Origin of the sequence: Paenibacillus sp. FSL R7-0313, assembly GCF_037969885.1 — a bacterium.
GTDB lineage: Bacteria > Bacillota > Bacilli > Paenibacillales > Paenibacillaceae > Paenibacillus.
On sequence record NZ_CP150219.1, the window covers coordinates 3436696 to 3460495 of the forward strand.

Here is a 23800-nt window from a genome sequence, read left to right on the forward strand (position 1 = left end):
ATGAGTTGGAACTATAGTGATGCAGCATGGCACGCCGAGATTTAATTAATCATAACTTTAAGTGAAAATAAAATTTTGGTTGAAATCAAGGCTATAATAAAGGATTTACTCAGTCATTTATTCAGTGAGAGTACGGATGCTAAGAGCTCACTTTCCTAAACAGAATTAGGATCAGTGGTTCGGGCCCACTACACAGATCATAACCGAGAAGCCTTGATATGTAAGGCTTCTTTTTTGTGTCTTACATAAAATTGGATACAATTTGGAGTGTATTTAATGAAAATCCATCCTTTTTTTAAACAAAACTTAAATTACACATAAATTCAGCATAAGGTTCTCCTTCTATAATTGGTTCAGTGCTCAATTTACATCATTAGAAGGAGAGAACCTATGAACTATTCAAGTCTATTTACGTCAAAGTTAATTAAAATGGGGATTGCGAGTACGTTGGCTTTGATTCTGGCAGCAAGTCCCCTTGTCAATACGAGTTATGCTGCCGCTCAAACGGCGCCTACCTCTACAGTTGTGCAAACGACAAAGGAAGATGCTAAAAAGCAGACGCCGATTCAATACCAGATTCAGGCTCGATTAAATGAGAAGGACATGACGATCCAGGGGAGCGAAAAGGTAACGTATCGCAACACAAGCAAGGATGCACTCCAGCAGCTGGTCCTTCATACATATGCTGATGCGAACCTTTCCAAGTCTACACAGGCGAGCATGTACCAACAGCATAATGAGAAGATTAGTGAAGATCATCCGGAGAAGACAACGGCGGACTTTCTGGGTGGCATCGATATTCAGGCTGTAACCGCAGATAGTCAATCGCTGGATTTCCATAAGGAAAACCAAGCGTTGACCGTGCAGTTGAAAGAGCCCGTTCAACCAGGCGAATCGGTATCATTCCAACTGGAGTTTCAGTTGAATATACCCTATGGCTCACAGCGAGTTTCCTACTACATGGACATGATCAATGGTGCGCACTGGTTCCCGGTGATGTCTGTATACGACGAGGTTAAACATCAATGGAACAAGGCACCGTATAGTCGAACATTTGAGAGCGATTATTACACCTCATCGGACTTTGAAGTTCAATTCAATGTTCCTGATGAGTATCAGGTTGCCATGCCGGGCACGATCACCACTCAAGACAGTACAGAACATGGTCGTAAGATTTTGTCTGCTGTAGCCGAGAATACGAGGGAGTTTGTTTTCTTTGCAAGTCCTAATCTTCAAGTGGAACGCGTTACCCGTAACGGTCTGACGGTGGAGTATTATTATTTCAACGATGACCCATCCAAGAAAAAGATAGTTGACCGGTACATTAATCAGGCATTCAAGGTCATCGATTTCTATAGTGAGAAATATGGCAAGTATCCCTATCCAGAGTTCCGAATTGTCGAGACGTATGTACAAGGCGTTGCCGTGGAGTATGCGAGGCTCATTCAGATGGGACAGATTCAAAATGGTGCTGTTCCAGAAGAAGACACAACATTTGTTCATGAAATAGCGCATCAGTGGTTCCATGCATTGATCGGTAATAACTCGGAGACAGAATCCTTCCTGGATGAAGGCTTTGCCGATTTCTCTATGGTCTATTTTGCCGAGAAACAGGGAGACAAGCTAAATGGGTTCAGATCCATACAGTTTGATACTGCGCCCGTAGATATGGCGATTGCGTCAACAAACGATGAAGCTGGGGATTTGGCAGGTTTGGTGTATTATCAGAAGGGGAGACAAGCGATCTATCAGCTTTACCGTTCCGTAGGTGAAGAGAAATTTGACGAGTTGATGAAGACATATTTCAAACGCTACGTGTATCAAAATGCAACGGTAGAGGGGCTGCTTCAAACCATTGAAGATGTGCTTGGTAAAGAAGTACGTTCAGAAATGCAGATGGCCCTATATCAGCCTAACTTTGTCTTAAAGCCGGAATACCAATTATCACAGGAAGAGACCGCCTCCTATGTACATGACATGTTACAACAACAGTATCAGGCTGTCATGGGTATGATCCCCAATCTGCCTTATGAAGTGATGAATCGATTGATGGACAAAGTCCTTCAAGACGAGAAATTAACCATTGTGCTCAGCGATCAGGTGAGTAAGCTTGCAACTAAACAGCAGGAAGATATGGTTAATCAGTTGACCGGATTCCTTGATATGACAGGTGTGAAGTACGACATTATAAGGGATCGCAAGGAACTGAAGCAAAAGATGAAAAAAGAGATCGGCAACAGCAACCTTATTGTCATTGGTAATGCCAAGTCAAACGGATTGGTGCAGGCTTTAAAATTCAACATTATCGATCGGACGAAACAGACGGGTTTCTCTTGGAAGAATACCATGAATCAACCTCTCGCCGCGGGTGCATATGTTATCCAACATCCATATAACCAGAATCGATTGATGCTTCATTATTTCTGGAATGAGGATCATCTGAGTGATGCGGCATTTGAAGCTTTTAAGCTGAAAATACAGGAGTCTATCGGATTCACTAACGACTTTTACCAGTACTATGTATTGGATAACCAAGGCAAGGAGAAATCCAATAAAAAAGTTGCGAATCCCATATCTTCACTTTTTGCGGAGTAATAAGTAATTGGTTTTGCAGTTTCTTTGTTCAAACAGGTTAGCCAATTCGTATTGGTTAGCCTGTTTATGTTTTATATGAAAACCAGACTTAGAATAATAGGCTGCAAGATGGGCATAATGCTTTAACAGAAAGGCAACTTCATGAATATACTTATCGGGAGAAAACAATAGGAGGGATTAATATGAAGGATCAACATTATCCGGGGGTACCAATGAAAGGGACAGTTGCTGATTACAACTGTAAAGGAAATAAAGGAATGAACAAAATGAAAGCGTATTCATATAATGCTAGAATTTGTCCTATCATTTGTATTACTCAGGAGCCAACTGCGAATGAGGGTAATGTTGTTGATTTTTCAATCCTATTAAAGGACACTTCGGATGTTCTATATTCGCGACCGGTAAATGGTAATACCCTGCTCACGAAGGAGTTGAGTTCCCATGTCTATGACTGAAAATATTGCCCAGGCAGCACTCGACGCAGCGATGAAGGCAAACAGGGCCGTTGCGCCTTATGATTATTGCGATGCAGAATCCAGACGGATGTACACGCCTCAATTTGATAAAAAAATGGACAATCCTATGTATACCGCTGCAATGGCGGGCCTTCAATCGATCTATTGGTTTCGGGCGATCAAGGTGAAGGGGCTTATCCCTGATGCAAAAGCAGATTATTATGCTACGTATTCTACCAACCATAATCACATCGGAGGAATTGGACTAGCCTACTCCAACAGCCCGGCAGGACCATGGACCAAACACGGACAGGTGTATCTCGATACTGTGGTTGGGAATTCGACGGAAACGCCATTTGTGATCTGGAACGATGAAGAACAATTGTTCTTTATGTATTATCAACAAAACGGACTGGGGATCAATCAATCAACGGCACTTGCAACCTCTGTAGACATGATTAACTGGACAAGAGTAGGTTTGATTTTGGACAAACCTCCCGGGTTCCCAGGTGATGGTCATACCGGTTACTTCTCGTGCTTCAGAAATGGCGGCAAATGGATCGGTTTTTCGGTGATGGGCGGTGGTGACTTTGGTCGTAAATGTATCTGGCATTCTCATGACGGACGTAGCTGGTTAGCTGATCCAAGACCATTAATGGGTGGTAATGATGCCACTTTAAGTGCAGGAGAAAACATTTCGAGACCCAATGCTGGTGTATTTATGTACAAAGGGAGCATGTGGTGGCTGGGTATGTTATCGGCTTATGCTTCCGGTGGAGTTACGACTGTAGCTCGGCCTGCCATTGCCAAGATTAGCGCAGACTTTCGTCAACTGTTGGACAAACCTACAGATATATATTTTCCGGCATTGAATTGGGAAACGACCAACATGCAATCCTTGATGGTGTCCGTTATGGACGGCGTAGTGTACGTGTATTACAATACCGATCATAATATCGGTGTAGCCTATTCGGTGGGGGTGTAGAGATGGTTATACGTGATGCAGCGGGTCAGATCGTACCTTTTGGAAAGGTTCACAAACAGCTTGTGGCCGATTTTCTTTACGGAACGTTACCGGATTGGGTGGAGGTAGTGGGCACCGCTACGTTTGAGCCTTTGCCCGACAGAGGGACCATAACCGTTACAACACCGACAACGGCAGGAGCCACGGCAGAGTTGAAAATGAAACATCTGATTGACAGCTCGAAAGTAACCGCAATTGCAATCACTTTGGAAGCGCTACAATTAAACGGGAACATTGGAATCTCAGTTCAGGTTGGCATTAAATCGAAGGATAGCAAGGCCGGAATCACCTTTTTTCAAAACGTAAATCAGAAGTATGGTATGGTCCGTGCCTATAAAGCAGATGGAACGTACACGGATTTTAATCAAAACATGGTGTTCTTCACCACACATGGTGTAGCAGGAGATGAAGCACAGAACCGTAAGAATCTCACTGTGCTGCTCTGTACCGGATTACAGTTCTCAGCTGGGTTCGAGAGAGCGTCCGTATGGCTTGGTGCGGATGATCAATATGGAGGTGTTGCCGCTGACCTTAGCGGTGGGTTGTTCCAACATGGAGAACTGCAATGCCTGTTGAAACTGACTACAAGTAAGGCAGAGGCCAAGTATTTCAAATGTGCACAGATGAAAGTGGATATCTGGAGTAATTAATCAAACTGGGGAGACGCCGGAAGATGAATAAGGTGCATGATTTGAATGGGAATGACGAACAGAATAAATAGATAATCTGCATGGATCGGTAAAAAGACATACGTGCAGTAAAATGGTACCTAAACACAGACACTTTGAAAAAGAAGTGAAGTGGTTGGGTACCTTTTTTATTTAGAGAAGCTTCATGATTGTACCGCCTGCTGCACCAGCAGCGACAACGATCCACGGTGGTACTTTCCAAAAAACGAACATTAGAAATAACATACATACCAGTGCAAAATCAACAGGAGTTAGGATCGCAGTTGTCCAAAGCGGATCGTACAACGACGCCAACAAAATACCTACTACGGCTGCATTAATTCCCATAAATGCTCCTTGAATTTTCGAGCTTTTACATAAAGAATTCCAGAAGGGTAATGCTCCTACGATCAGAAGGAACGCTGGCAAAAAGATAGCAATCGTTGCAACCAAAGCACCTGGGACTCCACGCATCATCGCACCTAAATAACTGGCAAAGGTGAACAATGGTCCAGGTACAGCTTGTGTTGCCCCATATCCCGCCAAAAAGTCGGACTTGTTCATCAGACCTGTAGGGACGAATTCACGTTCCAGTAACGGAAGGACAACATGCCCTCCACCAAATACAAGTGATCCTGAACGGTAGAAGCTATCAAAGAATAACAGCCATCCCGAACGATCAAAGGGTGTGAGTAACGGGAGCAGAATCAGGATTCCAAAGAACGTAACCAAACAGACGATGGCCAACTTACGACTCACAGGGACAGACAAGTCTACTGTATTAACCCCTGTCATTTTTCTAAAATGGATCATACCTATCATGCCTGCAATAACAATAAAAAGGATTGGGGTGAACGCAGTTGGCCACACAAGAGTTGCTGCTGCAGTAAAGATAGCGATGGTTGCCCTGTAACGGTCAGGAGTTAATTTTTGCCCCATACCCAATATCGCCTGAGCGACAATAGCTACAGCAACAATTTTCAGACCGTGAATCCAGCCAGTACTGCTGATATCAAATCCTTGCATAAGGAAAGCAAACAAAACTAAAGCAATGACAGAAGGAAGTGTGAAACCAAGCCAAGCCATCAGTCCCCCCAGCAAACCGCCGCGGATGATGCCGATTCCAATCCCGACTTGACTGCTGGCAGGCCCGGGCAAAAATTGACATAACGCAACTAAATCTGCATAGCTTCGTTCATCCATCCAATTTCTACGGCGAACATATTCTTCATGAAAGTAACCAAGATGAGCGATTGGTCCTCCAAATGAAGTCAGGCCGAGTTTGGTGGATACAGCCAACACCTCAGAAAGTGCCCTGACTTTATTAGGTTTGGGCTTGTCCGGGGTTAGAAATGAATTATGCTCCAAACGTGTTATTCCTCCTTAACGGTTCGACTTAGGTTATCCGATGGATGAAAGTTAAGGAAGGATACATTTCCTCTACCGATAACTACATTATAATCCTCCTCATCGCTATTCATTTAAATGCAGCATTAAACTATATTATTTTTTTATATTAGCTATTTACATACGCAATTTAATTGTGTACAATGTAATTGTTAGCGATACAAAATAAGTCAAAATTAAGTCAAAATAAATCTAATCAACTAAAGGAGTTTTCACAAATGAAAACATTATATGAAACAACAGTCATCAATACAGGCGGACGTCAAGGAATCGTACAATCCCCAGATAACGTGTTTATGTTGGATGTTGCTGCACCGCCTGAACTCGGAGGACAAGTGACGACAGCTACAAATCCGGAGCAGTTGTTTGCAGCAGGGTATAGTGCTTGTTTTAACTCCGCACTGGAGTTTCAATTGAAGAAACACAAAGTTGAAATTGAAAGAAGTACCGTAGCTGCTACTGTAATGTTGGTGACGGACTCTGAGGACAACGGTGTGAAGCTTCAAGTCGATTTGGAAGTTAAGATTCTCGGTCTGGATGAGGAAACAGCACAGAAGTTTGTGAAACTTGCCCATGACTACTGCCCATATTCCAAAGGAATTAAAGGGAACGTGAATGTTAACGTGGAACTGGCGTAATCATTGAAACTATTTGTTGTTAAAAGAAGCCTCCGAGAAATCGGAGGTTTTTTTGTATTATTTTGCTCCGTTGTAAGATACGTCTGCCCGGAAAAAGCAATAATAATGATTGCAATATACCTATAGGGGGTATAATGAATAATACAAATAGAATTAAAGGAGTGCAAAACATGAAAAAATATTTACTGACCCTATCGACTATATTGATTACAGGCAGTTTGATTTTGAGTGGATGTGGCAAGGAGACTCGGCAAACTATTGAAAGCAACGATGACAGTCATACAGCTGCCGCAGGTGAGATGCACCATTCTGAATCGGGAGAGCTACCGGAAGGACTGCGGGAAAAAAACAACCCCACCTTCCCAGTAGGAAGCCAGGCGCTGATGAGTGCCGACCACATGTCAGGCATGAAGGGTGCGAGAGCACAGATCGTTGGAGCATATGAAACTACGGTATATGCAGTTACGTATACACCAACAACAGGCGGAGATCCCGTGCAAAATCATAAATGGGTTATCCATGAGGAAATACAGGACCATAAGGAACAACCGTATGCGGCAGGTTCTGAGGTAGTGTTGAGCGCTGATCACATGAAAGGGATGAAGGGTGCGAAGGCCACAATTGATACTGCTGAAGAGACAACGGTATATATGGTTGATTATACCCCGACAACAGGGGGAGATTTGGTTAAGAATCACAAATGGGTCACAGAAGAAGAATTAACTGCTATCCAATAGAACCATTTGTATGAAACAGCCCTTTTTATACAGAAAAATCAATTTAATACTCAATTATGGGTTATAATGGTATTAAGATTATACAAAACTGCTGAAAGGGGAATGTACTTATGATGGATTTTAGCAAACCACCCCATGGCTCTGAGACCGATACCCACCGTCAGCGTCATCAGGAGAATGAACAGAAATACCTGTCCGGAGGCAAGAGCATTTGGTATGAAATCAGCAACTGGCTCATTCTCGGAGGTATCCTCCTTGTCATATTTTTATTATTTAAATACGTTTTCTAAATAGACACACAACCGGGCGAATCCCCATATGATGCATTACATCAGTAAGCACTTGGGGAAATGGGGAATCCGGGATGGCAAAAGCAAAAGGAAAGAAAGCTCCCGCATTAAAGAGTGACAAAATTCGTGTATCCATGAAGTTGGTCACTTCGGATGTATGTGAAAAATGCAAGACACCATGTACACGTGGCATGGATTACGCTGCACGGATGCGAATCGAAGGGGCTATAGGCAAAGGTGTTCCCTGTATCCTGACTCGCCATACTTCTTCATAACTCTTCGTATAATGCTGCATATATAACAATTATAGATCAGGGGCATCCTTTAATGAGGATCGCCTCTTTTTGTTCATTCCAAGGGGTGGAAAAAATTCTGGATAAAAAATGAAAAATGATGAAAAACAGCGCAACTTTGTGGATGAATCTGCAGTATAAATGTACAACAGCTAGCAGCAGGGGAGGGAATATTGACGGGATGAAATGGAAACGAATATTGCTTTGTGTCACGGTATTCTCCTTGCTCGGCGGGTCTTTATTGTTTGCAGATTCGGTGAACGAGAAGATTCGTGTTCTCATTAACGGCAAGGAAGCAGCTGATGGAGGTTATCTCATTGATGGAACGACCTATGTACCTGTAAGGGAAGCCGGAGGCGTCGTCAAATGGGACAGCAGTAACAAGAGAGTAACGGTGATCAAACCGAATGTACATATTTTTCTCTTCAAGGGAGACACTGTATTTGGCAACGTTAACGTAGGTAAGCTGAAATTCAATGTATTTTCACAAGTGGACAGTCTGACAGCAGATGTAGCTGCGGTGAAAGTAACGATTACCAATCCAAGCGGTCAGGTGAAGGATATCCAGTCACAGGAGCTTACGACACAGAAGGATAACTTCTGGTTCCGCACATACGATTTTACGTACGATTTCAGTCGTGCCGGCAAGTATCAAGTCGGCTTTCATATTAAAGAAAATGCAAACAGCAGCTACGTCCTGGTAGCGGAGAAAATCATTACAGCGCTGAACGATTGAAGCGAAAATTACCCTGTGAGTTAAATTGACCTGGGTCATTGAACATGTTACGATATGCAAGGTTACACAATTTCTATTTATAAAGCGAGGTATTTCAATGAGCGATCACACACATGAACACGGCGATGGCTGCGGATGCGGGCAAGACCACGACCACGACCACGAGCATGAAGAAGTCCTTCTCACATTAACAGACGAGAACGGCCAAGACGTGGAGATGGTTTTGGTGGAGACGTTTGACGTGGAGAAGCATGTTTATGCGCTCCTGCTGGAACGTAACAATCCTGAAGCTGACGGCATCATCCTGCGTATGGAAGAAGAAGACGAGGAAATGGTGCTCTACAATATTGAAGACGAAGAAGAGTGGAACCGCGTTGAAGCGGCTTACAACCAACTCGTTGCATCACAAGAATAGTCATTCTTTTGGAACATAACATGAAGGCTCCTTGATCTCAGGGGGCCTTTTGTTTGTTTTTTAAGAGTATACGAGCATTTACACCACCGATTTGAACGACAAAATAGACGGGAAAATGCAAACTCGCTTGTCCCATAAAATAAAAAAGGACCAAGCTTAAGGCTTGGTCCTTTAAGTTCATCCCATTTACAGCGCAAATGGGGTTGTTCTAGAAAATGGCATCGGCTTCCACGATCACTTTAACGTTGGTTACGCTGCGATCTTCGGGTCCTTTGACAGGCAATCCAACCTCGACATGATCGATGATGTAGTCGATGTTTTCCTGGGTGATAACCTCACCCGGTAACAGGATCGGAATTCCTGGCGGATAGACATAGATGAATTCCGAGATAATACGTCCTGCGGATTCCTTAAACGGAATCACTTCGGTATCACCGTAGAATGCATCACGTGGAGTCAGCATCAACTGTGGAATATCAGGAACTTTTACCACCAGTTCATGGGCCGGGTTAACTTGATAATAGGTACGGGATAGATCCTGCAAAGCGTTTAGCAAGATATCCACGCTATCATCTGTATCTCCTGGCGTGATGAGACACAGAATATTGTACATATCACTAAGTTCAACCTCGATGTTGTAATGTTCACGCAGCCAGTTCTCTGTCTCATACCCTGTAATACCCAGATGGCGAACATGGATCGTTACTTTGGTTGGATCATAGTTGAAGGTCGCTTCTGTGCCCAGCAACTCTCTACCGAAGCAATACAGGCCATCCATATCGTTGATCGAACGTCTGGCAAACTCAGCTAGTTCAATCGCCTTCTGTGCAATCTCACGACCGTGGAGTGCCAGGTTACGTCTTGATGTATCGAGTGAAGCAAGCAAAATGTATGAAGTTGATGTTGAGGTGAGCAGACTCAGGATCGTCTGTACACGCTGTGGATTCACGAACCCATTCTTTGTGTTCAGGTTGAGTACGGAACTCTGTGTCATGGAGCCACCAAGCTTGTGGACACTGGTTGCAGCCATATCGGCACCTGCTGCCATCGCAGACAACGGCAGATCCTCATGGAAATGAATGAGTACACCGTGTGCTTCATCAACGAGGACAGGGACTTGATAGCTATGTGCAAGCTCAACAATCTCTTTTAGATCGGTAACCACGCCGTAATAGGTCGGGTTAATTACAAGCAATGCCTTGGCATCTGGATGACGCTCAAGTGCGCGACGGATGGACTGTGTAGTCACTCCATGGTCTATGCCCAGATTGGCATCTTGTGAAGGAGAAACAAATACGGGTTTGGCGCCTGAGAAAATAATGGCGGACAGAACCGATTTATGCACATTACGGGGCACAATAATTTTGTCACCCGGTGAACATACAGACAGAATCATGGTCATAATGGCACTGCTTGTGCCTTGTACACTAAAATAGGTATAATCGGCTCCGAAGGCATCTGCTGCCAAAATCTGTGCTTCCTGAATGACACCGGTTGGCTGATGCAGGTCATCCAACGGTGCGATGTTAATCAAATCTATGGAGAAGGCATTATCGCCAATAAATTCACGGAATTCGGTATCCGCTCCCAATCCTTTTTTATGGCCCGGAATATGAAACTGTACCGGATTGAGTGCCGCATGATTTTTTAAAGCGGTAAACAGCGGCGTACGGTGGTGATTCATCAGTGCTGTCACAACCCTTCCTAATAAAATTGGTAAACAAAGATGAGTATAGCAAATTAAGAACCGAATGCAACAGTATAATCGACAATTTTTTGAATTGCCGAGATTTGGACACATTCCCCACGGTTACACTAAGGATAGGGAATAGGCAAATGAACGGCGAAAGGGGAAAAAGAATGCAAACCGATACAAAACCAGCCAAAATTTTGCGATCACCATTTTTTATCGCGATGTGGCTGACACTTTTTCTAGTTGAAATTATCAAAGGAGCCCTGTTGGTAGCTGTTCTGCCCGTGTATATGGACAATATTCTGGGTCTGTCCGCAGGCGTCATTGGTGTGGCATTTGCTCTTCAATATCTGGGAGATAATCTGTTCCGGGCACCTTCCGGCTGGGCAGCAGAACGGATCGGGTTTCGCGCAACGATGGTTACAGCATTAATCTGTACCTTAATCGCTGTTATTATGATCCTTTTTCTCAAAAGTGCCGTTGGACTGGCCATGGCCTGTCTCATTCTTGGCATTGGTACGTCACCACTCTGGCCTTGCGCCATGACAGGCGTGACGGCGATGTCAGGCCCACAGAATAAAAATGGTACAGCAATGGGGGCGCTGGAGATGGCTGCTCTCGGCGGAACGGGGCTTGGACCTATAGGCATGAACTGGCTGCTGGAGCGCACGCATCATGATTATCGAACTATATTCCTCGTGCTGATGGGTTGTGCCATTCTCGTTATTCTGGTGGCCATGATTCTTCCTGGACGTGTCATTGTTGAAGGAGAGCATGCCGAGCAAGCAGCGAAGAATAGTGATGTGAAATATCCAGCCAAACCGAATCTGCTCACGCCATTCATCCGGCTGCAAAAGAGTGTGAAGGACACACTGCAACGGGTACGCAGCACACTTAATGTTAATCCACTGGTGTATCCTGCACTGTTTATGCAGTCGTTTGTCATCGGGCTGCTCAGTCCAGTCATCACGCTATATACACGCACAGATCTGCACATCTCACCGAATCTTTACAGTTTGTTGCTGATTGCGGGTGGTGGAATCACCGTTATTGCCTTACTGCCTGTAGGTAAAATGGTAGACAGGTTTGGTACGAAACCGTTCCTGAACATTGGTTTTTTGATGGCGGCGGCGAGTCTGTTCGCATTCTCCTCCATAACATCCATTCCGGTGGTGTTTGGTGTTGTCATGTTGGTGGGCATCAGTTATGCCATGATTCTGCCCGCCTGGAATGCTTTTGTAGCCACACTGATTCCCAAAGGGGAGCGGGGAGCAATCTGGGGATTCTTCCTTACATTGCAAGGATCAGGCATGGTTGTAGGCCCTATTGTTTCCGGACTGCTGTGGGACCACGTTAGCCATCCGGCTCCATTCATTGGCAGTGCCATCGTCATGGCAGGACTTGCCGTTGTGCACTTTGTGTTATCCCGCAATCCGTTTCGCACCGCTCCAGCCAAATAAGTGAAAGAAAAGGGAGTTCCGTTAACCATCATGGTTGTGGAACTCCCTTTTTGGCGTCCGTTATATCATGATAATCGGGGGCTTGCCCCTGTGCGTCTGCGGAAAGCTGCAATCCGGCGGTCCTTTCGGTGAAAAATAGTCAAATAACCAAGTACCCTTACATAAAATGAAGTATAAAATAGGGTAAGCCGATTGAGTAGAAGCGATTGAAGACGAGGGCCGGAGTTGATCCGGTACAGATGGAGGGAGTGCCGTGAATAAGAGTTATGAAGTTGAATATTGCAATCTGGAGCTGCGGTTCAACCGTCGGCATATCCAAAATTTGATCAGAGACCTTATTCGTGAGGGATATTCACTATATTGGAGCGAGGACGAATCCTTTTTTATCCTGTCAGTCCGGACCGGCCGCAAGCTGGTAAAGCTCCGCTTTCAACAGACACGCACGGGGAACTACAAGATGACTGGGGATTATATCATTAAGGATGCCAAGCTTGCAGAGTGGCTGGAGAAGCTGATTGGAGATACACGCGGGCATGCAGTTGTGAAGCGGTTCAAGGATCAGCAGATGACCGTGGAGAACATTTTATTCGGTGAAGTGATTCGGCTCGTGGAAGTGTCCGGGTTCAAGCAGCGTGTCATTTTTCAAAAGGAACCTGCGCCGACGGCGGAAGAGATGGAAGAAATGTTCCTCTCGCGTGAAGGTGAGGAGAGGCTCATGTTGTTGCGCATGGAAGTGGACGATGAACTGGAACGCCTGTATACGGCTGTTCAGCTGAATAATACGGAAAAGGCAAATGCCTGCCGCGAAGCATTGAAACAGTTGTCTGGACATCTGTTAATGCTGGAAGGTTGATGAATATTTCTTTTGAAAGTCATCTATACCAAAGCCCCGGCGGAAGCCAGGGCTCTATTTTTGTGCCTAACGGGCATCACGGACGACAGGGGTTGATGATGGAATATTGCGAGCTTTCAATCCAGGCATCAAATTCATCCAATCCTTTGGTGAGCAATAGGTTGGCTTCAAAAGAAGTGATGGGTACTGCCCACAGTAATGCTATCGTTTCATGACCCACTTGAATCTGTTCAAGGGATTCTTTTTCTCCCCGCAATTCATCAATGAGAAAGGCAGTCGCATTCCATCGGGCTGGTGCTAATTCGCTTGATTCCATCACACGGGGAACCGTTGAATCCGGCACATTTTCGATGTGATGGGAGATCAGATCGACCAGGTAGGTGTTGACACGCTCCACCTCTTCTCCGCCAAGATCCGGTTGCAGCGCAAGCATCCATTCAGCAGCTACAAGCTCTCCTGAGGGCCGCGTTGCCTGAGACAACCCTACCGTCACGAATCTTGCGATGCCAGATTGACTTGTGGCAGGAAAATAATAGATTTCTACATGAATGTTTCTTTCTGGCTTCGAAAGAATGATCCTGAGCTCTGGCACCCCCCATTCATTCATATACGCCCCCAGAAGAAATGTTCTTCGAATATCCAGGGAAAACCGTTCCTCTTTTGAGAACTGCTCTAACGCCATATGTACACTCCTCCTTTTTGTTCGAACTTCATTGGATATAATTATAACATTGTACAATACAATATTGGATTAATTGGATTTCTCTGGCATGATGTATTGTCTTCACGGTTCTATTTATGAAAATACGATGAACACCTCAGCAGATTGGAGTGTTTTCTCGTTGCGTAGCTGTGCCACGGGGTTCACTTCTATACATAAAACCGTTAAAATGGGAGTATTGTTGAGAATTTATTTCAATAAAATTAATTGGAGCAAAGGATGGAGGACCAGATGACAAAACAACAAATTGGCGTAATTGGCCTGGCTGTCATGGGCAAAAATTTGGCCCTTAACATTGAAAGCAAAGGTTTCTCAGTATCGGTATTTAACCGTTCCCCGGAGAAAACCAATGATCTTCTGAAAGAAGCTGAAGGTAAAAACCTGACAGGCTCATTCTCCATTGAAGAGTTCGTAGCATCCCTGGAATCCCCGCGCAAAATTTTGATCATGGTACAAGCCGGCAAAGCGACCGACGCTACCATTGAACAACTGCTTCCTCACCTGGATGAAGGCGACATCATCATCGATGGAGGGAACGCATACTTCCCTGACACGCAACGTCGCAGCAAAGAGTTGGAAGACAAAGGCATTCGTTTCATCGGTACAGGTGTATCCGGTGGTGAAGAAGGCGCACTGAAAGGCCCTTCCATCATGCCAGGTGGACAGGAAAGTGCTTATAAACTGGTTGAACCGATTCTGACGGCGATCTCGGCCAAAGTCGGTGACGATCCATGTTGTACATATATTGGCCCTGATGGTGCCGGACACTATGTGAAAATGGTGCATAACGGTATCGAGTACGGAGACATGCAGTTGATTGGTGAAGCTTATCACTTGCTCAAATCCGTATTGAATGTTTCCGTTGAAGAGCTTCATGCGATCTTTACGGAATGGAATCAAGGAGAGCTGGATAGTTACCTGATCGAAATCACTGCAGATATCTTCTCCAAATACGATCCGGAAACGGGCAAACCAATGGTTGATGTCATTCTGGATGCAGCTGGACAAAAAGGAACAGGTAAATGGACAAGCCAAAGTGCGCTGGATCTCGGCGTTCCATTGTCCATGATTACAGAATCCGTATTCTCCCGTTTCCTGTCTGCCATGAAGGACGAGCGTGTAGCAGCTAGCAAAATCCTGAGTGGACCAGCAACTGAAGCGTTCTCCGGCGACAAAAAAGCGTTCATCGAGAGCGTGCGTAAAGCCCTCTTTGCAAGTAAAATCGTATCCTACGCACAAGGATTTGCACAAATGCGTGCAGCTTCCGACGAGTATGGCTGGGATCTGAAATACGGCAACATTGCCATGATCTTCCGCGGTGGCTGCATCATCCGTTCGCAGTTCCTGCAAAACATCAAGGAAGCTTATGATAAGGACGCAGCGCTGAAAAACTTGCTCCTGGATCCTTACTTCCAAAACATCGTTGAGTCTTATCAAGGCGCATGGCGTGAAGTTGTAGCGGCTGCTGTAAAACAAGGTGTTCCGGTACCTGGCTTCTCCAGCGCACTGTCTTACTACGACAGCTACCGTACAGAGCGTTTGCCAGCAAACTTGCTGCAAGCTCAACGTGACTACTTCGGTGCTCACACGTTCAAACGTGTGGACAAAGAAGGCAGCTTCCACCACAACTGGATGGAGTAGTACCACATATACAAGTCTATTAGATTTGGTCAAAGTGCCCTTAAGCAGGAGGTTTGGCCTGCTAATAGGTTCAAAAGAGGTTTGGCGTTCCGGTGATTGCCGGTTAACGTCAGGCCTCTTTTTTTACTTTGTTATACAGTAATAGTGTTGATGGAGAAGATATGTAGCTGATTCTAGACCTAATGAACATGAGACACGCTATTTTGGCAAAATGAGCCGGTTCTATTTTTTAACGAACTCAGATGGCCCTATTTCAATAATTTGCAGCGAAATTTCGCTGTTTTGACGGTGAATTTTTGAAATAAGTTTACTCCGATTCGTTAGAAGTTTAACAGCGCCTTTTTTCCGTAAATAAGCTCATTGGAGTTCGTTAGGTTACTAGTTGGTTACTGATTGCGACGTTTGGGGCTCAAATGCTTGAGGTGATCTGACGTATGATTAGATGCCGGGAGTTACTTAATCTGTCTTGGAAGGTTGCGGATGGTCGAAAGGAAGTCGGTGAAGGAGATGGTCTTTCCCAGTCCGCAGGGCTGTGTTATGATAGGACAAAAGTGCTCACGAATTGCTTGAATTAAAGGAGTGTACACCTTGAGCAAGTCTAACAATATTATTCTCATTGGTATGATGGGAACCGGCAAATCAACCATCGCTGACATGCTTGCACGCGAGCTTGGTTATCGATTGATTGATGTAGATGCCGCGGTGGAAAAAGAGGAAGGCTGTACGATTCCGGAACTGTTCACTGGCAAGGGAGAGACGTATTTCCGTGATGCCGAGAGCCGCATGTTGTGCTCGGTGCTGGAGAAGAAGTCACAGGTCATAGCGACCGGAGGTGGCGTGGTGCTGCGTTCGGATAATTGTGACGTGATGTTGAAGAATGGTTGGGTTGTTGCCTTGACTGCTGATCCTGCAGTGATTGTAGAGCGTGTTAGTGGCTGTGACAATCGTCCGCTCCTCGCAGGCAATGCAGAGGAACGCATTCGGGCAATTATGGAAGAACGGAAAGACGCATACCGGTTCGCACATTATACGGTGGATACAACCGAGTTATCCGCTGCTGAAGTGACTCGTTTAATTTTAGCGCATTACCGCGTCTAAGCTTGTTATCATCGAAGTTTGATGGTTGATAGGTGGTGGCAGATATAACAAAACGGGCCATATAGGCCCGTTTCTGGGAGTGGAGCAGAGCAGAAGTCACAAGGTTACAAATGACTTCGCTTCTCTCCGGGTTTCTCTAGTCTTCCTGTTGCCACTGAAGCATACCGCCGACCATGTTTGTACAGCCTTCATATCCCAGTTGCTGCAGATATTCACATGCACGCTCACTGCGGTAACCGCTACGACAGATGATCACGATCTCGCCTGATTTCTCAATCTCAGACAGTCGGTCCGGAATCTGTCCAAGCGGAATATGCTTGGCTCCTTCAATCATGCCTTGCGCGACTTCATCGTCCTCGCGGACGTCTATCATCTGCAGCTTCTCTCCCGCCTGTAAACGGCGGCGCAGCTCAGACGTTTCAATTTCAGCTATTTGTGTCATATTCAGGTCCTCTTTTCTGTATGGACTTAACGCTATAATGATACCCAAGCGATGCACGGAATGTCAATTTGGCCACAATATAATCAATGAAGGAGAATTTCATCCATGGACGTTATTGTTAAACCAACCCCCACGCTGAACGGGGAAATCGGGGCTCTGTCCTCCAAAAACTACACGACTCGCTATTTGCTTGCTGCTGCGCTGGCAGAAGGCACAAGTACCATTCATTTCCCGGCACACAGTGAAGACAGTGACGCCATGCGCAGATGTATTCGTGATCTGGGGGCAGTACTTGAAGAAGACGACAGCAAGATTGTGATCCAGGGCTTTGGTAGTCATCCCCGTGATGTGCGTGAATTGAATGTCGGGAATGCGGGTGCTGTACTTCGTTTCCTGATGGGCGTTACAGCGCTCTGCCCTGACGTTACATTTGTGAACACGTACCCTGATTCGCTAGGCAAACGCCCTCATGATGACCTGATCGATGCGCTTGGCCAATTGGGTGTAGATGTACAACACGAACAAGGACGCCTGCCGATTACAATTAAGGGTGGCAATGCCAAGGGTGGACACATTCGTGTATCCGGCTCCGTCAGCTCCCAATATCTGAGTGCATTGTTGTTTGTTACGCCGTTGCTTGCAGAAGACAGCACCATCGAAGTACTGAATGACCTGAAGTCCAAGGTTGTTATCGGACAGACCCTGGAAGTGCTGGAGCAGGCAGGCATCGTTATCCATGCAAGTGATGATTACATGTCCTTCCGTGTACCAGGTGGACAGGCTTACCAGCCAACGACCTACACGGTTCAAGGGGACTACCCGGGCTCGGCAGCCGTTCTTGCCGCCGCAGCGGTTACACAGTCTGATGTGAAAATTCTGCGCCTGATGGAGCAGAGCAAGCAAGGTGAACGTGCCATCGTTGACGTGCTGCGCATGATGGAAGTGCCCTTGACACATGAGAACGATGTTGTACACGTTCAAGGTAATGGCAGACTGAAAGCGATCGAATTCGACGGGGATGCCGCGACGGACGCCGTTTTGGCTATGGTAGCCGCAGCTGTGTTTGCGGAAGGCACGTCACGGTTCTATAATGTAGAGAACCTGCGTTACAAGGAATGTGACCGAATCACCGACTACTTGAACGAACTGCGGAAGGCAGGAGCGAACGTTGAAGAGCGTCAAGCTGAGATTATCGTACACGGACGTCCAGAAGGCGTTGAAGGCGGCGTTGAGATTAACGCTCACTACGATCATCGCGTAATTATGGCACTGACTGTCGTTGGTCTGCGTTCCAAGGAGCCGCTTCGTATTCGGGATGCACACCATGTAGCCAAGTCTTATCCGCAATATTTCGATCATTTGCAGGCGCTTGGCGCCTCGGTTCAATGGGTAAAAGAGTAAATAACTGAAAACCTGTTTTTTGAACACGCACTTTAATCAGAAAAGGATGGTGCTTGAACATGGAATTTAACAACCCTACTCGTGAAGAAATTGGACAACTTTTGCGTAAGGCAGGCAACATCGCAGTCGTCGGCTTATCAGACAAATCAGATCGTACTTCCTATATGGTGGCCGAAGCCATGCAGAGCAGAGGTTATCGCATCATCCCGGTTAATCCACAGGTGCAAGGTGAAATCCTTGGCGAGACGGTATATGCCACACTCGCGGATATTCCAGAGCCGGTAGATATTGTCAATGTGTTTCGTCGCGAAGAGTTTTGCGCGGATGTCGCTCGTGACGCCGCTGCCATCAAAGCCAATGTGCTGTGGCTGCAGCTTGGCATCCATAGTGATGAAGCGGTCCAGATTGCTGCAGAGAACGGCATGACAGCGGTAACGAATCGTTGTATCAAGGTAGAGGATTCCATCGTTCTGCGCGGCGCTGGACGCGGCTGAGAGGCTCGTTCACCTGTGATCGAATGATCTCCTGATCTGAACCAATTGAATGATTATAGGATGAATCCCGTTAACTTGAAGTTGACGGGATTTTTTCTGCTCTATTTTGCCGTTATTAATTACCAATTGGTTACTGTTTTGCTTTGACAAAACGTTGCGTAAAGCTTACCATCTAGGATAGAAAGGAGAGGTCGCCATGAATTGGCTCGGATCCTTGCAGCAGCTCGGACGAGCGGTAATGCTGCCTACAATGGTCCTGCCCGCCGCCGCAATTTTGCTCAGTGTTGGCAGTCTGCCTTGGGACGCCTGGGGATTGGATATTGTCGGTGAAGTGTCTACCGTGGCCGGACACGGTATTTTTTATTTCTTACCGTATTTGTTCGCTGTCGGTGTAGCACTGGGACTCTCCAACCAGGCCGGACAAGCGGGACTTGCTGCTCTGGCTGGTATCGTGATATATGATCAGGTAACCCGGAACTTTGGGGATGGCACCGTTCAGCCCGCTTCCTTAATCGGAATCATACTCGGCGCGCTTGCCGGTGGGATGCATAATCGGTTTAAAAGCATTAAACTGCCTGAAATTTTACAATTTTTTGGAGGTTCAAGGTTTGTTTTGCTCATCGTCGGACTCTGTTCGGCATTGTTCTCCTGTTTTATGTTATGGCTCGCTCCGATCCTACAGCATGGATTGAACGGCATTGCTACCTGGGAATACAGTCTCGGGGGTTTTGGACTGTTCATCTACGGAGTGTTATACAGGGTGCTGGTTGCTTTTGGGCTTCATCACCTGCTTAACAATGTGTTTTGGTTCCAGTTAGGGACGTTTGAAACGCCTGATGGTAACATTGTGCAAGGGGATTTGCCCCGATTTTTTGCAGGTGATCCAACAGCAGGATTCTTTATGGCAGGTTTGTTTCCCATCATGATGTTTGCCATTCCGGCAATAGCTTTTGCTATTATTCAGGAAGCCAGGGAAGATCTGAAACCAAAAATCAAGAAAACTTTTCTGACATCGGCACTCGTTTGTTTTCTAACCGGGGTATCGGAACAGATTGAGTTTGCTTTTTTGTTCGCGGCACCTTATCTGTTCATCGTGCATGCAGTGATGTCCGGCGTTGCCATGTGGATTAGTTACTGGCTTGATATCCGGCATGGATTTTCTTACTCCGCGGGAATTATTGATTACATACTCAATTTCCATCTATCGGAGAATGCTTGGAAGCTCATTCCGATTGGCATACTATATGGGCTGGTTTACTACTTCCTGTTCCGATGGGCGATTCGTACGTTCAAGATTCCAACACCAGGACGTGAAGAGGGCTCTATGCTGGAAGATTGGGTAGGTAACATTCCTTATCAGGCACCTTTGATCCTCGAAGCATTGGGTGGGAAGAGTAACATTGTACAGGTTGAAGCTTGTATTACACGTCTTCGCCTGACTGTGCATGATGACCGCTTGATCGACACGGGTGCCATGAAGAGTATGGGGTCCGCTGGACTGATCAAGCTGGGTGGCGGTAACGTACAGGTGGTATTCGGGACCTACTCGGAATTGATTCGGGAAGAAATCGCGAAGCTGCTGGAAAGAGATCTGCAACAGGTGCTGTTCTGTGCCCCCGTTCAGGGCAAAATGCTCCCGATTGAAGAGGTGCCGGATCAGATCTTTGCAGCCAAACTTGTCGGTGATGGTGTAGCCTTTGTTCCGGAAAAGGGAGAGCTGGTCTCACCCGTGTACGGAACGATTATGCACTTGTACCCGACCATGCATGCCTTGGGTATTTCTACCCGTGAGGGGCTTGAAGTGTTACTGCATATCGGCATCGATACCTCTCAGTTGAAAGGCCATTTTGAAGCTTTTGTTCAGGAGGGCGATACGGTGGAGCCAGGGCAGTTGTTGATCAAGTTTGATCTGGCAGTACTCCGCGAGCAAGCGGCGTCACTAACAACACCAATGGTAATTACGAATCCGGATCGTGTAAAATCATGGAGTTTTGCTCCATTTAAGCAAGTTAAGAAAGGTCAGGCATCCGTTATGTCCGTGGTGCTCTATGACAGGAACGTTGGAGGGGTAGAATGAAGATACAAGGCATCAACGGAGCTGCAGGCATAGCCATCGGCAAAGCATTTGTCCTGCCCAGTTGGGAATGGGATCTGCCGGATCAGAAGATGGATTCGGTGGATCTTGCCCAAGAGTTCGAACGGCTGTATGAGGGCATACGGACATCAAAGGATGAGATCGAATATATCAAAAATGAGTTCAAGGAAGTTGTTGGTCCAGAGGAGTCCAGTATCTTTGATGCGCATCTGGCAATCCTGGAAGATCCGGTATTCATGAATGAAATTCGCGGTATTATTGAGCGTCAATATAAGGCAGCAGAAGTGGCGGTCAAAGAAGCCATAGACCATTTTGTCACGATGTTTGACTTGCTGGAAGACGAGTATATGAAGGAGCGGGCTATTGACATCAAGGATGTGGGTAACCGTCTGCTCAAGCATTTGCTCGGTGCACCGGAGATTACACTTCCTTCGGATACCCAGCCGTATGTACTCGTTGCCAAAGAACTGTCGCCATCTCAACTGGCGCATCTGAATCCCACCCATGTACTGGGCATTGTAACCTTGATTGGCGGGAAAACATCACATTCTGCGATTATGGCTCGTGCCCTTGGCATTCCTCTCGTTTCCGGTCTGGAAGCGAGTCTTGGCATGCCGGTAGAGACAGGGGATATGCTTGTGGTGGATGGTGACAATGGCTTGGTATTTACGGACCCGGATCGCAAGACGATTGAACGGTATACCATGCTTCGCAGCAAACAACTGAAGAAAAAGGAACAACTTCAAGTCCTTGCTACCGTGGATGCTGTAACCAAAGATGGGGCCGTTCTGCACTTGGCTTCCAATATCAGTTCGGTGAAGGAATTGGACCTTGCTTTGAAACAAGGAGCCAAAGGTGTGGGCTTGTTCCGAACAGAGTTTTTGTATATGGACCGTGCTACTTTCCCTGGTGAGCAAGAACAGTATGAGGTGTACCGTCTTGTGGCAGAGAAAACAGCAGGACAATCCGTTGTTATTCGTACACTGGATATCGGTGGTGACAAGCAACTCGATTACTTTGAATTGCCGGAGGAAGACAATCCGTTTCTGGGGTATCGTGCTATTCGGATTAGTTTGGACCGCAAGGATCTGTTCAAAACACAGCTTACAGCCATCTTGCGTGCCAGTGCGGCCGGAAATGTCAAAATTATGTACCCTATGATCTCTTCGGTGGAAGAACTTCAGCAGGCCAATGAGATTCTCCGTGAGGCGATGTCTGATCTGGACGAGCGGGGATTATCATACGACCCTCACATTCAGGTGGGAATTATGATCGAAGTTCCTGCAGCGGTGATGATTGCTGACCTGCTCGCAGAGGAAGCTGATTTCTTCAGTATTGGTACGAACGACCTGGTTCAATATGTACTGGCAGTAGATCGAATGAATGAGCAGATCGCTCATATGTATCACCCCTATCATCCAGCTGTTCTGAGGATGCTTCGTGCAACAGCAGATGCGGCTCATACGGCTGGAATTGATGTCAGTGTGTGCGGAGAGATGGCAGGGGACGAACGTGCCATTCCGCTTTGGTTGGAGCTTGGCATTCGCCACTTGAGCATGTCTCCACAATCCCTGTTACGTGTGAAGCACAGAGTGCTGAACACAACAGCATCGACCGCCAAAGAAGAAGCACGAAAGTGCTTCGCCTTACGGACCAGCGGAGATATTGAGGAGCGACTGCAAGTTTTTAATGACTCCACGGGAAGTCCGGATGAACAAAGTGGTTCGAACGCATCGTGATTAGGGAAACTGGATATAAATACCTTTAAGTTAATATATTTACATTTGTGATAATTATTTATTGAAAAACTTGTTATATAAAATAACCCCACTGTGCATGAGAGCACAATGGGGTTATTTTTACATGTCAGCGAGTGCATCACAGAATGCCTTGCCATAAGGTGGAAGGTCAGGCGGACGACGTGCTGAGATGATATGTCCATCAACAACAACGGCTTCATCTTTCCAGATCGCACCTGCATTTTCCATGTCATCCCGAATGCCTGGTGTAGAGGTAACTGTAACCCCGTCCAGAATTTTGGCAGAAATCAGCACCCAGCCCGCATGACAGATCTGTCCAATCGGTTTCCGGTCTGCATTCATTTCCTTCACAAGCTCCAGTACTTTGGGATAACGACGCAGCTTGTCTGGCGCCCAGCCGCCTGGCACAAGAATGCCATCGTAATCTGAACTGTCGAGTTCATCGAAACTGTATTCGGCTTCAGCAGGCACACCGTATTTGCCAATATAGGTTTTTCCTTTTTTCTCTCCGGCAAGATGCACTTCTGCACCTTCTTCACGAACCCGATGTACAGGGTACCACAATTCTAAATCCTCGAATTCTTCATCGACCAGAGCGATGACTTTTTTACCGGTTAATCTCATGTCCATCTCTCCTTTTTGCGGTGATTAGGTCTGTTGCGTCTTTAATTGTAACAGATTCTCCAAGGGACTTCATGGAAGTGCATATTCAGTTTGGAGGAAGCGATTACAAGTCAGTAACTGCCTGCATTCGACAACCTTCATCTGGAGGGAGTGGTAATTTGTGCAACCTTTCGTTTATAGCAGGATTTGAGCCGAAATAGGTCGAATGGTACTTATATAGAGTATAGAACGAATGAGGTGATGGTTGTGCGCAAGTCGTG

Annotated in this window: 23 protein-coding genes; 18 read left to right on the forward strand and 5 right to left on the reverse strand. The window is 46.1% G+C overall.

Going from position 1 to position 23800, the window contains the following annotated elements; translation table 11 throughout:
* Positions 1–390 precede the first annotated feature (390 nt).
* The 4 genes from NSQ38_RS15080 to NSQ38_RS15095 all read left to right on the forward strand — a co-directional run bounded on the left by NSQ38_RS15080 (position 391) and on the right by NSQ38_RS15095 (position 4724).
* The gene (locus NSQ38_RS15080; protein WP_339790330.1) at positions 391–2595 is read left to right on the forward strand and encodes a M1 family metallopeptidase; all 2205 of its coding nucleotides are present in this window, start codon (positions 391–393) and stop codon (positions 2593–2595) included.
* 182 nt (positions 2596–2777) lie between these two features.
* The gene (locus NSQ38_RS15085; protein ID WP_338587901.1) at positions 2778–3050 is read left to right on the forward strand and encodes a hypothetical protein; all 273 of its coding nucleotides are present in this window, start codon (positions 2778–2780) and stop codon (positions 3048–3050) included.
* Positions 3037–4035 (forward strand): hypothetical protein, encoded by a 999-nt coding sequence (locus NSQ38_RS15090; protein WP_339790332.1) that lies wholly within the window; start codon positions 3037–3039, stop codon positions 4033–4035. The genes NSQ38_RS15085 and NSQ38_RS15090 overlap by 14 nt, the downstream gene beginning before the upstream one ends.
* A 2-nt stretch (positions 4036–4037) precedes the next feature.
* Positions 4038–4724 carry a hypothetical protein gene (locus NSQ38_RS15095; RefSeq protein ID WP_339790335.1) on the forward strand — a complete coding sequence of 229 codons (687 nt, stop codon included), beginning with the start codon at positions 4038–4040 and terminating at the stop codon, positions 4722–4724.
* 171 nt (positions 4725–4895) lie between these two features.
* Here NSQ38_RS15095 and NSQ38_RS15100 read toward each other — a convergent pair whose 3' ends face one another.
* On the reverse strand, positions 4896–6110 hold the full coding sequence (locus tag NSQ38_RS15100) for a chromate transporter (RefSeq protein ID WP_339790338.1): 1215 nt from the start codon (positions 6108–6110) through the stop codon (positions 4896–4898).
* 257 nt (positions 6111–6367) lie between these two features.
* On the opposite strand from NSQ38_RS15100, the gene NSQ38_RS15105 reads away from it, so the two are divergent.
* The 6 genes from NSQ38_RS15105 to NSQ38_RS15130 all read left to right on the forward strand — a co-directional run bounded on the left by NSQ38_RS15105 (position 6368) and on the right by NSQ38_RS15130 (position 9258).
* On the forward strand, positions 6368–6787 hold the full coding sequence (locus NSQ38_RS15105) for an organic hydroperoxide resistance protein (RefSeq protein ID WP_017687397.1): 420 nt from the start codon (positions 6368–6370) through the stop codon (positions 6785–6787).
* Positions 6788–6957: 170 nt separating this feature from the next.
* Positions 6958–7524, forward strand: coding sequence for a YdhK family protein (locus NSQ38_RS15110; protein ID WP_339790341.1), 567 nt, complete (start codon positions 6958–6960; stop codon positions 7522–7524).
* Between the two features lie 110 nt (positions 7525–7634).
* A complete protein-coding gene (locus NSQ38_RS15115; RefSeq protein ID WP_017687398.1) occupies positions 7635–7814 on the forward strand; it encodes a hypothetical protein in 180 nt (59 codons plus the stop codon).
* A 74-nt stretch (positions 7815–7888) separates the two neighbouring features.
* Positions 7889–8089, forward strand: coding sequence for a hypothetical protein (locus tag NSQ38_RS15120; RefSeq protein ID WP_338587893.1), 201 nt, complete (start codon positions 7889–7891; stop codon positions 8087–8089).
* A 199-nt stretch (positions 8090–8288) separates the two neighbouring features.
* Positions 8289–8843, forward strand: a complete 555-nt coding sequence (locus NSQ38_RS15125; RefSeq protein WP_036614723.1) for a copper amine oxidase — start codon at positions 8289–8291, stop codon at positions 8841–8843.
* Between the two features lie 97 nt (positions 8844–8940).
* Positions 8941–9258: a DUF1292 domain-containing protein gene (locus NSQ38_RS15130; RefSeq protein ID WP_339790344.1), complete on the forward strand. Its 318-nt coding sequence runs from the start codon at positions 8941–8943 to the stop codon at positions 9256–9258.
* Positions 9259–9466: 208 nt separating this feature from the next.
* On the opposite strand, the gene NSQ38_RS15135 is transcribed toward NSQ38_RS15130, so the two are convergent.
* Positions 9467–10942 carry an aminotransferase class I/II-fold pyridoxal phosphate-dependent enzyme gene (locus NSQ38_RS15135; protein ID WP_047844430.1) on the reverse strand — a complete coding sequence of 492 codons (1476 nt, stop codon included), beginning with the start codon at positions 10940–10942 and terminating at the stop codon, positions 9467–9469.
* Between the two features lie 176 nt (positions 10943–11118).
* Here NSQ38_RS15135 and NSQ38_RS15140 point away from each other — a divergent pair, with 176 nt between their 5' ends.
* Both NSQ38_RS15140 and NSQ38_RS15145 read left to right on the forward strand, forming a co-directional pair.
* Positions 11119–12411, forward strand: a complete 1293-nt coding sequence (locus NSQ38_RS15140) for an MFS transporter (RefSeq protein WP_282320796.1) — start codon at positions 11119–11121, stop codon at positions 12409–12411.
* Positions 12412–12664: 253 nt separating this feature from the next.
* A complete protein-coding gene (locus NSQ38_RS15145) occupies positions 12665–13264 on the forward strand; it encodes a hypothetical protein (RefSeq protein ID WP_091028595.1) in 600 nt (199 codons plus the stop codon).
* A gap of 76 nt (positions 13265–13340) precedes the next feature.
* Here the strand turns inward: NSQ38_RS15145 and NSQ38_RS15150 are convergent, their stop codons facing one another.
* Positions 13341–13946 carry a suppressor of fused domain protein gene (locus NSQ38_RS15150; protein ID WP_091028598.1) on the reverse strand — a complete coding sequence of 202 codons (606 nt, stop codon included), beginning with the start codon at positions 13944–13946 and terminating at the stop codon, positions 13341–13343.
* Positions 13947–14216: 270 nt separating this feature from the next.
* Between NSQ38_RS15150 and gndA the strand changes: the two genes are divergently transcribed.
* A complete protein-coding gene (gene gndA, locus NSQ38_RS15155) occupies positions 14217–15626 on the forward strand; it encodes an NADP-dependent phosphogluconate dehydrogenase (RefSeq protein ID WP_339790347.1) in 1410 nt (469 codons plus the stop codon).
* A 588-nt stretch (positions 15627–16214) separates the two neighbouring features.
* Entirely contained in the window at positions 16215–16724 is a 510-nt protein-coding gene (locus tag NSQ38_RS15160) for a shikimate kinase (protein WP_339790349.1), read from the forward strand.
* A 136-nt stretch (positions 16725–16860) separates the two neighbouring features.
* Here NSQ38_RS15160 and NSQ38_RS15165 read toward each other — a convergent pair whose 3' ends face one another.
* Positions 16861–17166: a rhodanese-like domain-containing protein gene (locus NSQ38_RS15165; protein ID WP_017687407.1), complete on the reverse strand. Its 306-nt coding sequence runs from the start codon at positions 17164–17166 to the stop codon at positions 16861–16863.
* A 105-nt stretch (positions 17167–17271) separates the two neighbouring features.
* Between NSQ38_RS15165 and aroA the strand changes: the two genes are divergently transcribed.
* The 4 genes from aroA to ptsP all read left to right on the forward strand — a co-directional run bounded on the left by aroA (position 17272) and on the right by ptsP (position 22895).
* Positions 17272–18567 (forward strand): 3-phosphoshikimate 1-carboxyvinyltransferase, encoded by a 1296-nt coding sequence (gene aroA, locus NSQ38_RS15170; protein ID WP_047843705.1) that lies wholly within the window; start codon positions 17272–17274, stop codon positions 18565–18567.
* Positions 18568–18626: 59 nt separating this feature from the next.
* Positions 18627–19061 carry a CoA-binding protein gene (locus NSQ38_RS15175; RefSeq protein WP_017687409.1) on the forward strand — a complete coding sequence of 145 codons (435 nt, stop codon included), beginning with the start codon at positions 18627–18629 and terminating at the stop codon, positions 19059–19061.
* Between the two features lie 196 nt (positions 19062–19257).
* Positions 19258–21138, forward strand: a complete 1881-nt coding sequence (locus tag NSQ38_RS15180; RefSeq protein ID WP_036674872.1) for a glucose PTS transporter subunit IIA — start codon at positions 19258–19260, stop codon at positions 21136–21138.
* Positions 21135–22895 (forward strand): phosphoenolpyruvate--protein phosphotransferase, encoded by a 1761-nt coding sequence (ptsP, locus tag NSQ38_RS15185; protein ID WP_036674873.1) that lies wholly within the window; start codon positions 21135–21137, stop codon positions 22893–22895. Before NSQ38_RS15180 ends, ptsP begins: the two co-directional genes overlap by 4 nt.
* Before the next feature lie 120 nt (positions 22896–23015).
* Here ptsP and NSQ38_RS15190 read toward each other — a convergent pair whose 3' ends face one another.
* Positions 23016–23540 carry a type 1 glutamine amidotransferase domain-containing protein gene (locus NSQ38_RS15190; RefSeq protein ID WP_339782732.1) on the reverse strand — a complete coding sequence of 175 codons (525 nt, stop codon included), beginning with the start codon at positions 23538–23540 and terminating at the stop codon, positions 23016–23018.
* Positions 23541–23800: the final 260 nt, after the last annotated feature.

Excerpts from the sequence above, each read along its gene's own strand:
- NSQ38_RS15110 (WP_339790341.1), top strand. The coding sequence starts at position 6,958 with ATGAAAAAATATTTACTGACCCTATCGACTATATTGATTACAGGCAGT.
- NSQ38_RS15090 (WP_339790332.1), top strand. The coding sequence starts at position 3,037 with ATGTCTATGACTGAAAATATTGCCCAGGCAGCACTCGACGCAGCGATG.
- NSQ38_RS15140 (WP_282320796.1), top strand. The coding sequence starts at position 11,119 with ATGCAAACCGATACAAAACCAGCCAAAATTTTGCGATCACCATTTTTT.
- NSQ38_RS15130 (WP_339790344.1), top strand. The coding sequence starts at position 8,941 with ATGAGCGATCACACACATGAACACGGCGATGGCTGCGGATGCGGGCAA.
- NSQ38_RS15190 (WP_339782732.1), bottom strand. The coding sequence starts at position 23,540 with ATGAGATTAACCGGTAAAAAAGTCATCGCTCTGGTCGATGAAGAATTC.
- NSQ38_RS15135 (WP_047844430.1), bottom strand. The coding sequence starts at position 10,942 with ATGAATCACCACCGTACGCCGCTGTTTACCGCTTTAAAAAATCATGCG.
- NSQ38_RS15180 (WP_036674872.1), top strand. The coding sequence starts at position 19,258 with ATGAATTGGCTCGGATCCTTGCAGCAGCTCGGACGAGCGGTAATGCTG.
- NSQ38_RS15105 (WP_017687397.1), top strand. The coding sequence starts at position 6,368 with ATGAAAACATTATATGAAACAACAGTCATCAATACAGGCGGACGTCAA.
- NSQ38_RS15165 (WP_017687407.1), bottom strand. The coding sequence starts at position 17,166 with ATGACACAAATAGCTGAAATTGAAACGTCTGAGCTGCGCCGCCGTTTA.
- NSQ38_RS15095 (WP_339790335.1), top strand. The coding sequence starts at position 4,038 with ATGGTTATACGTGATGCAGCGGGTCAGATCGTACCTTTTGGAAAGGTT.
- gndA (WP_339790347.1), top strand. The coding sequence starts at position 14,217 with ATGACAAAACAACAAATTGGCGTAATTGGCCTGGCTGTCATGGGCAAA.
- NSQ38_RS15120 (WP_338587893.1), top strand. The coding sequence starts at position 7,889 with ATGGCAAAAGCAAAAGGAAAGAAAGCTCCCGCATTAAAGAGTGACAAA.
- NSQ38_RS15085 (WP_338587901.1), top strand. The coding sequence starts at position 2,778 with ATGAAGGATCAACATTATCCGGGGGTACCAATGAAAGGGACAGTTGCT.
- aroA (WP_047843705.1), top strand. The coding sequence starts at position 17,272 with ATGGACGTTATTGTTAAACCAACCCCCACGCTGAACGGGGAAATCGGG.
- NSQ38_RS15115 (WP_017687398.1), top strand. The coding sequence starts at position 7,635 with ATGATGGATTTTAGCAAACCACCCCATGGCTCTGAGACCGATACCCAC.
- NSQ38_RS15150 (WP_091028598.1), bottom strand. The coding sequence starts at position 13,946 with ATGGCGTTAGAGCAGTTCTCAAAAGAGGAACGGTTTTCCCTGGATATT.
- NSQ38_RS15175 (WP_017687409.1), top strand. The coding sequence starts at position 18,627 with ATGGAATTTAACAACCCTACTCGTGAAGAAATTGGACAACTTTTGCGT.
- NSQ38_RS15080 (WP_339790330.1), top strand. The coding sequence starts at position 391 with ATGAACTATTCAAGTCTATTTACGTCAAAGTTAATTAAAATGGGGATT.
- ptsP (WP_036674873.1), top strand. The coding sequence starts at position 21,135 with ATGAAGATACAAGGCATCAACGGAGCTGCAGGCATAGCCATCGGCAAA.
- NSQ38_RS15125 (WP_036614723.1), top strand. The coding sequence starts at position 8,289 with ATGAAATGGAAACGAATATTGCTTTGTGTCACGGTATTCTCCTTGCTC.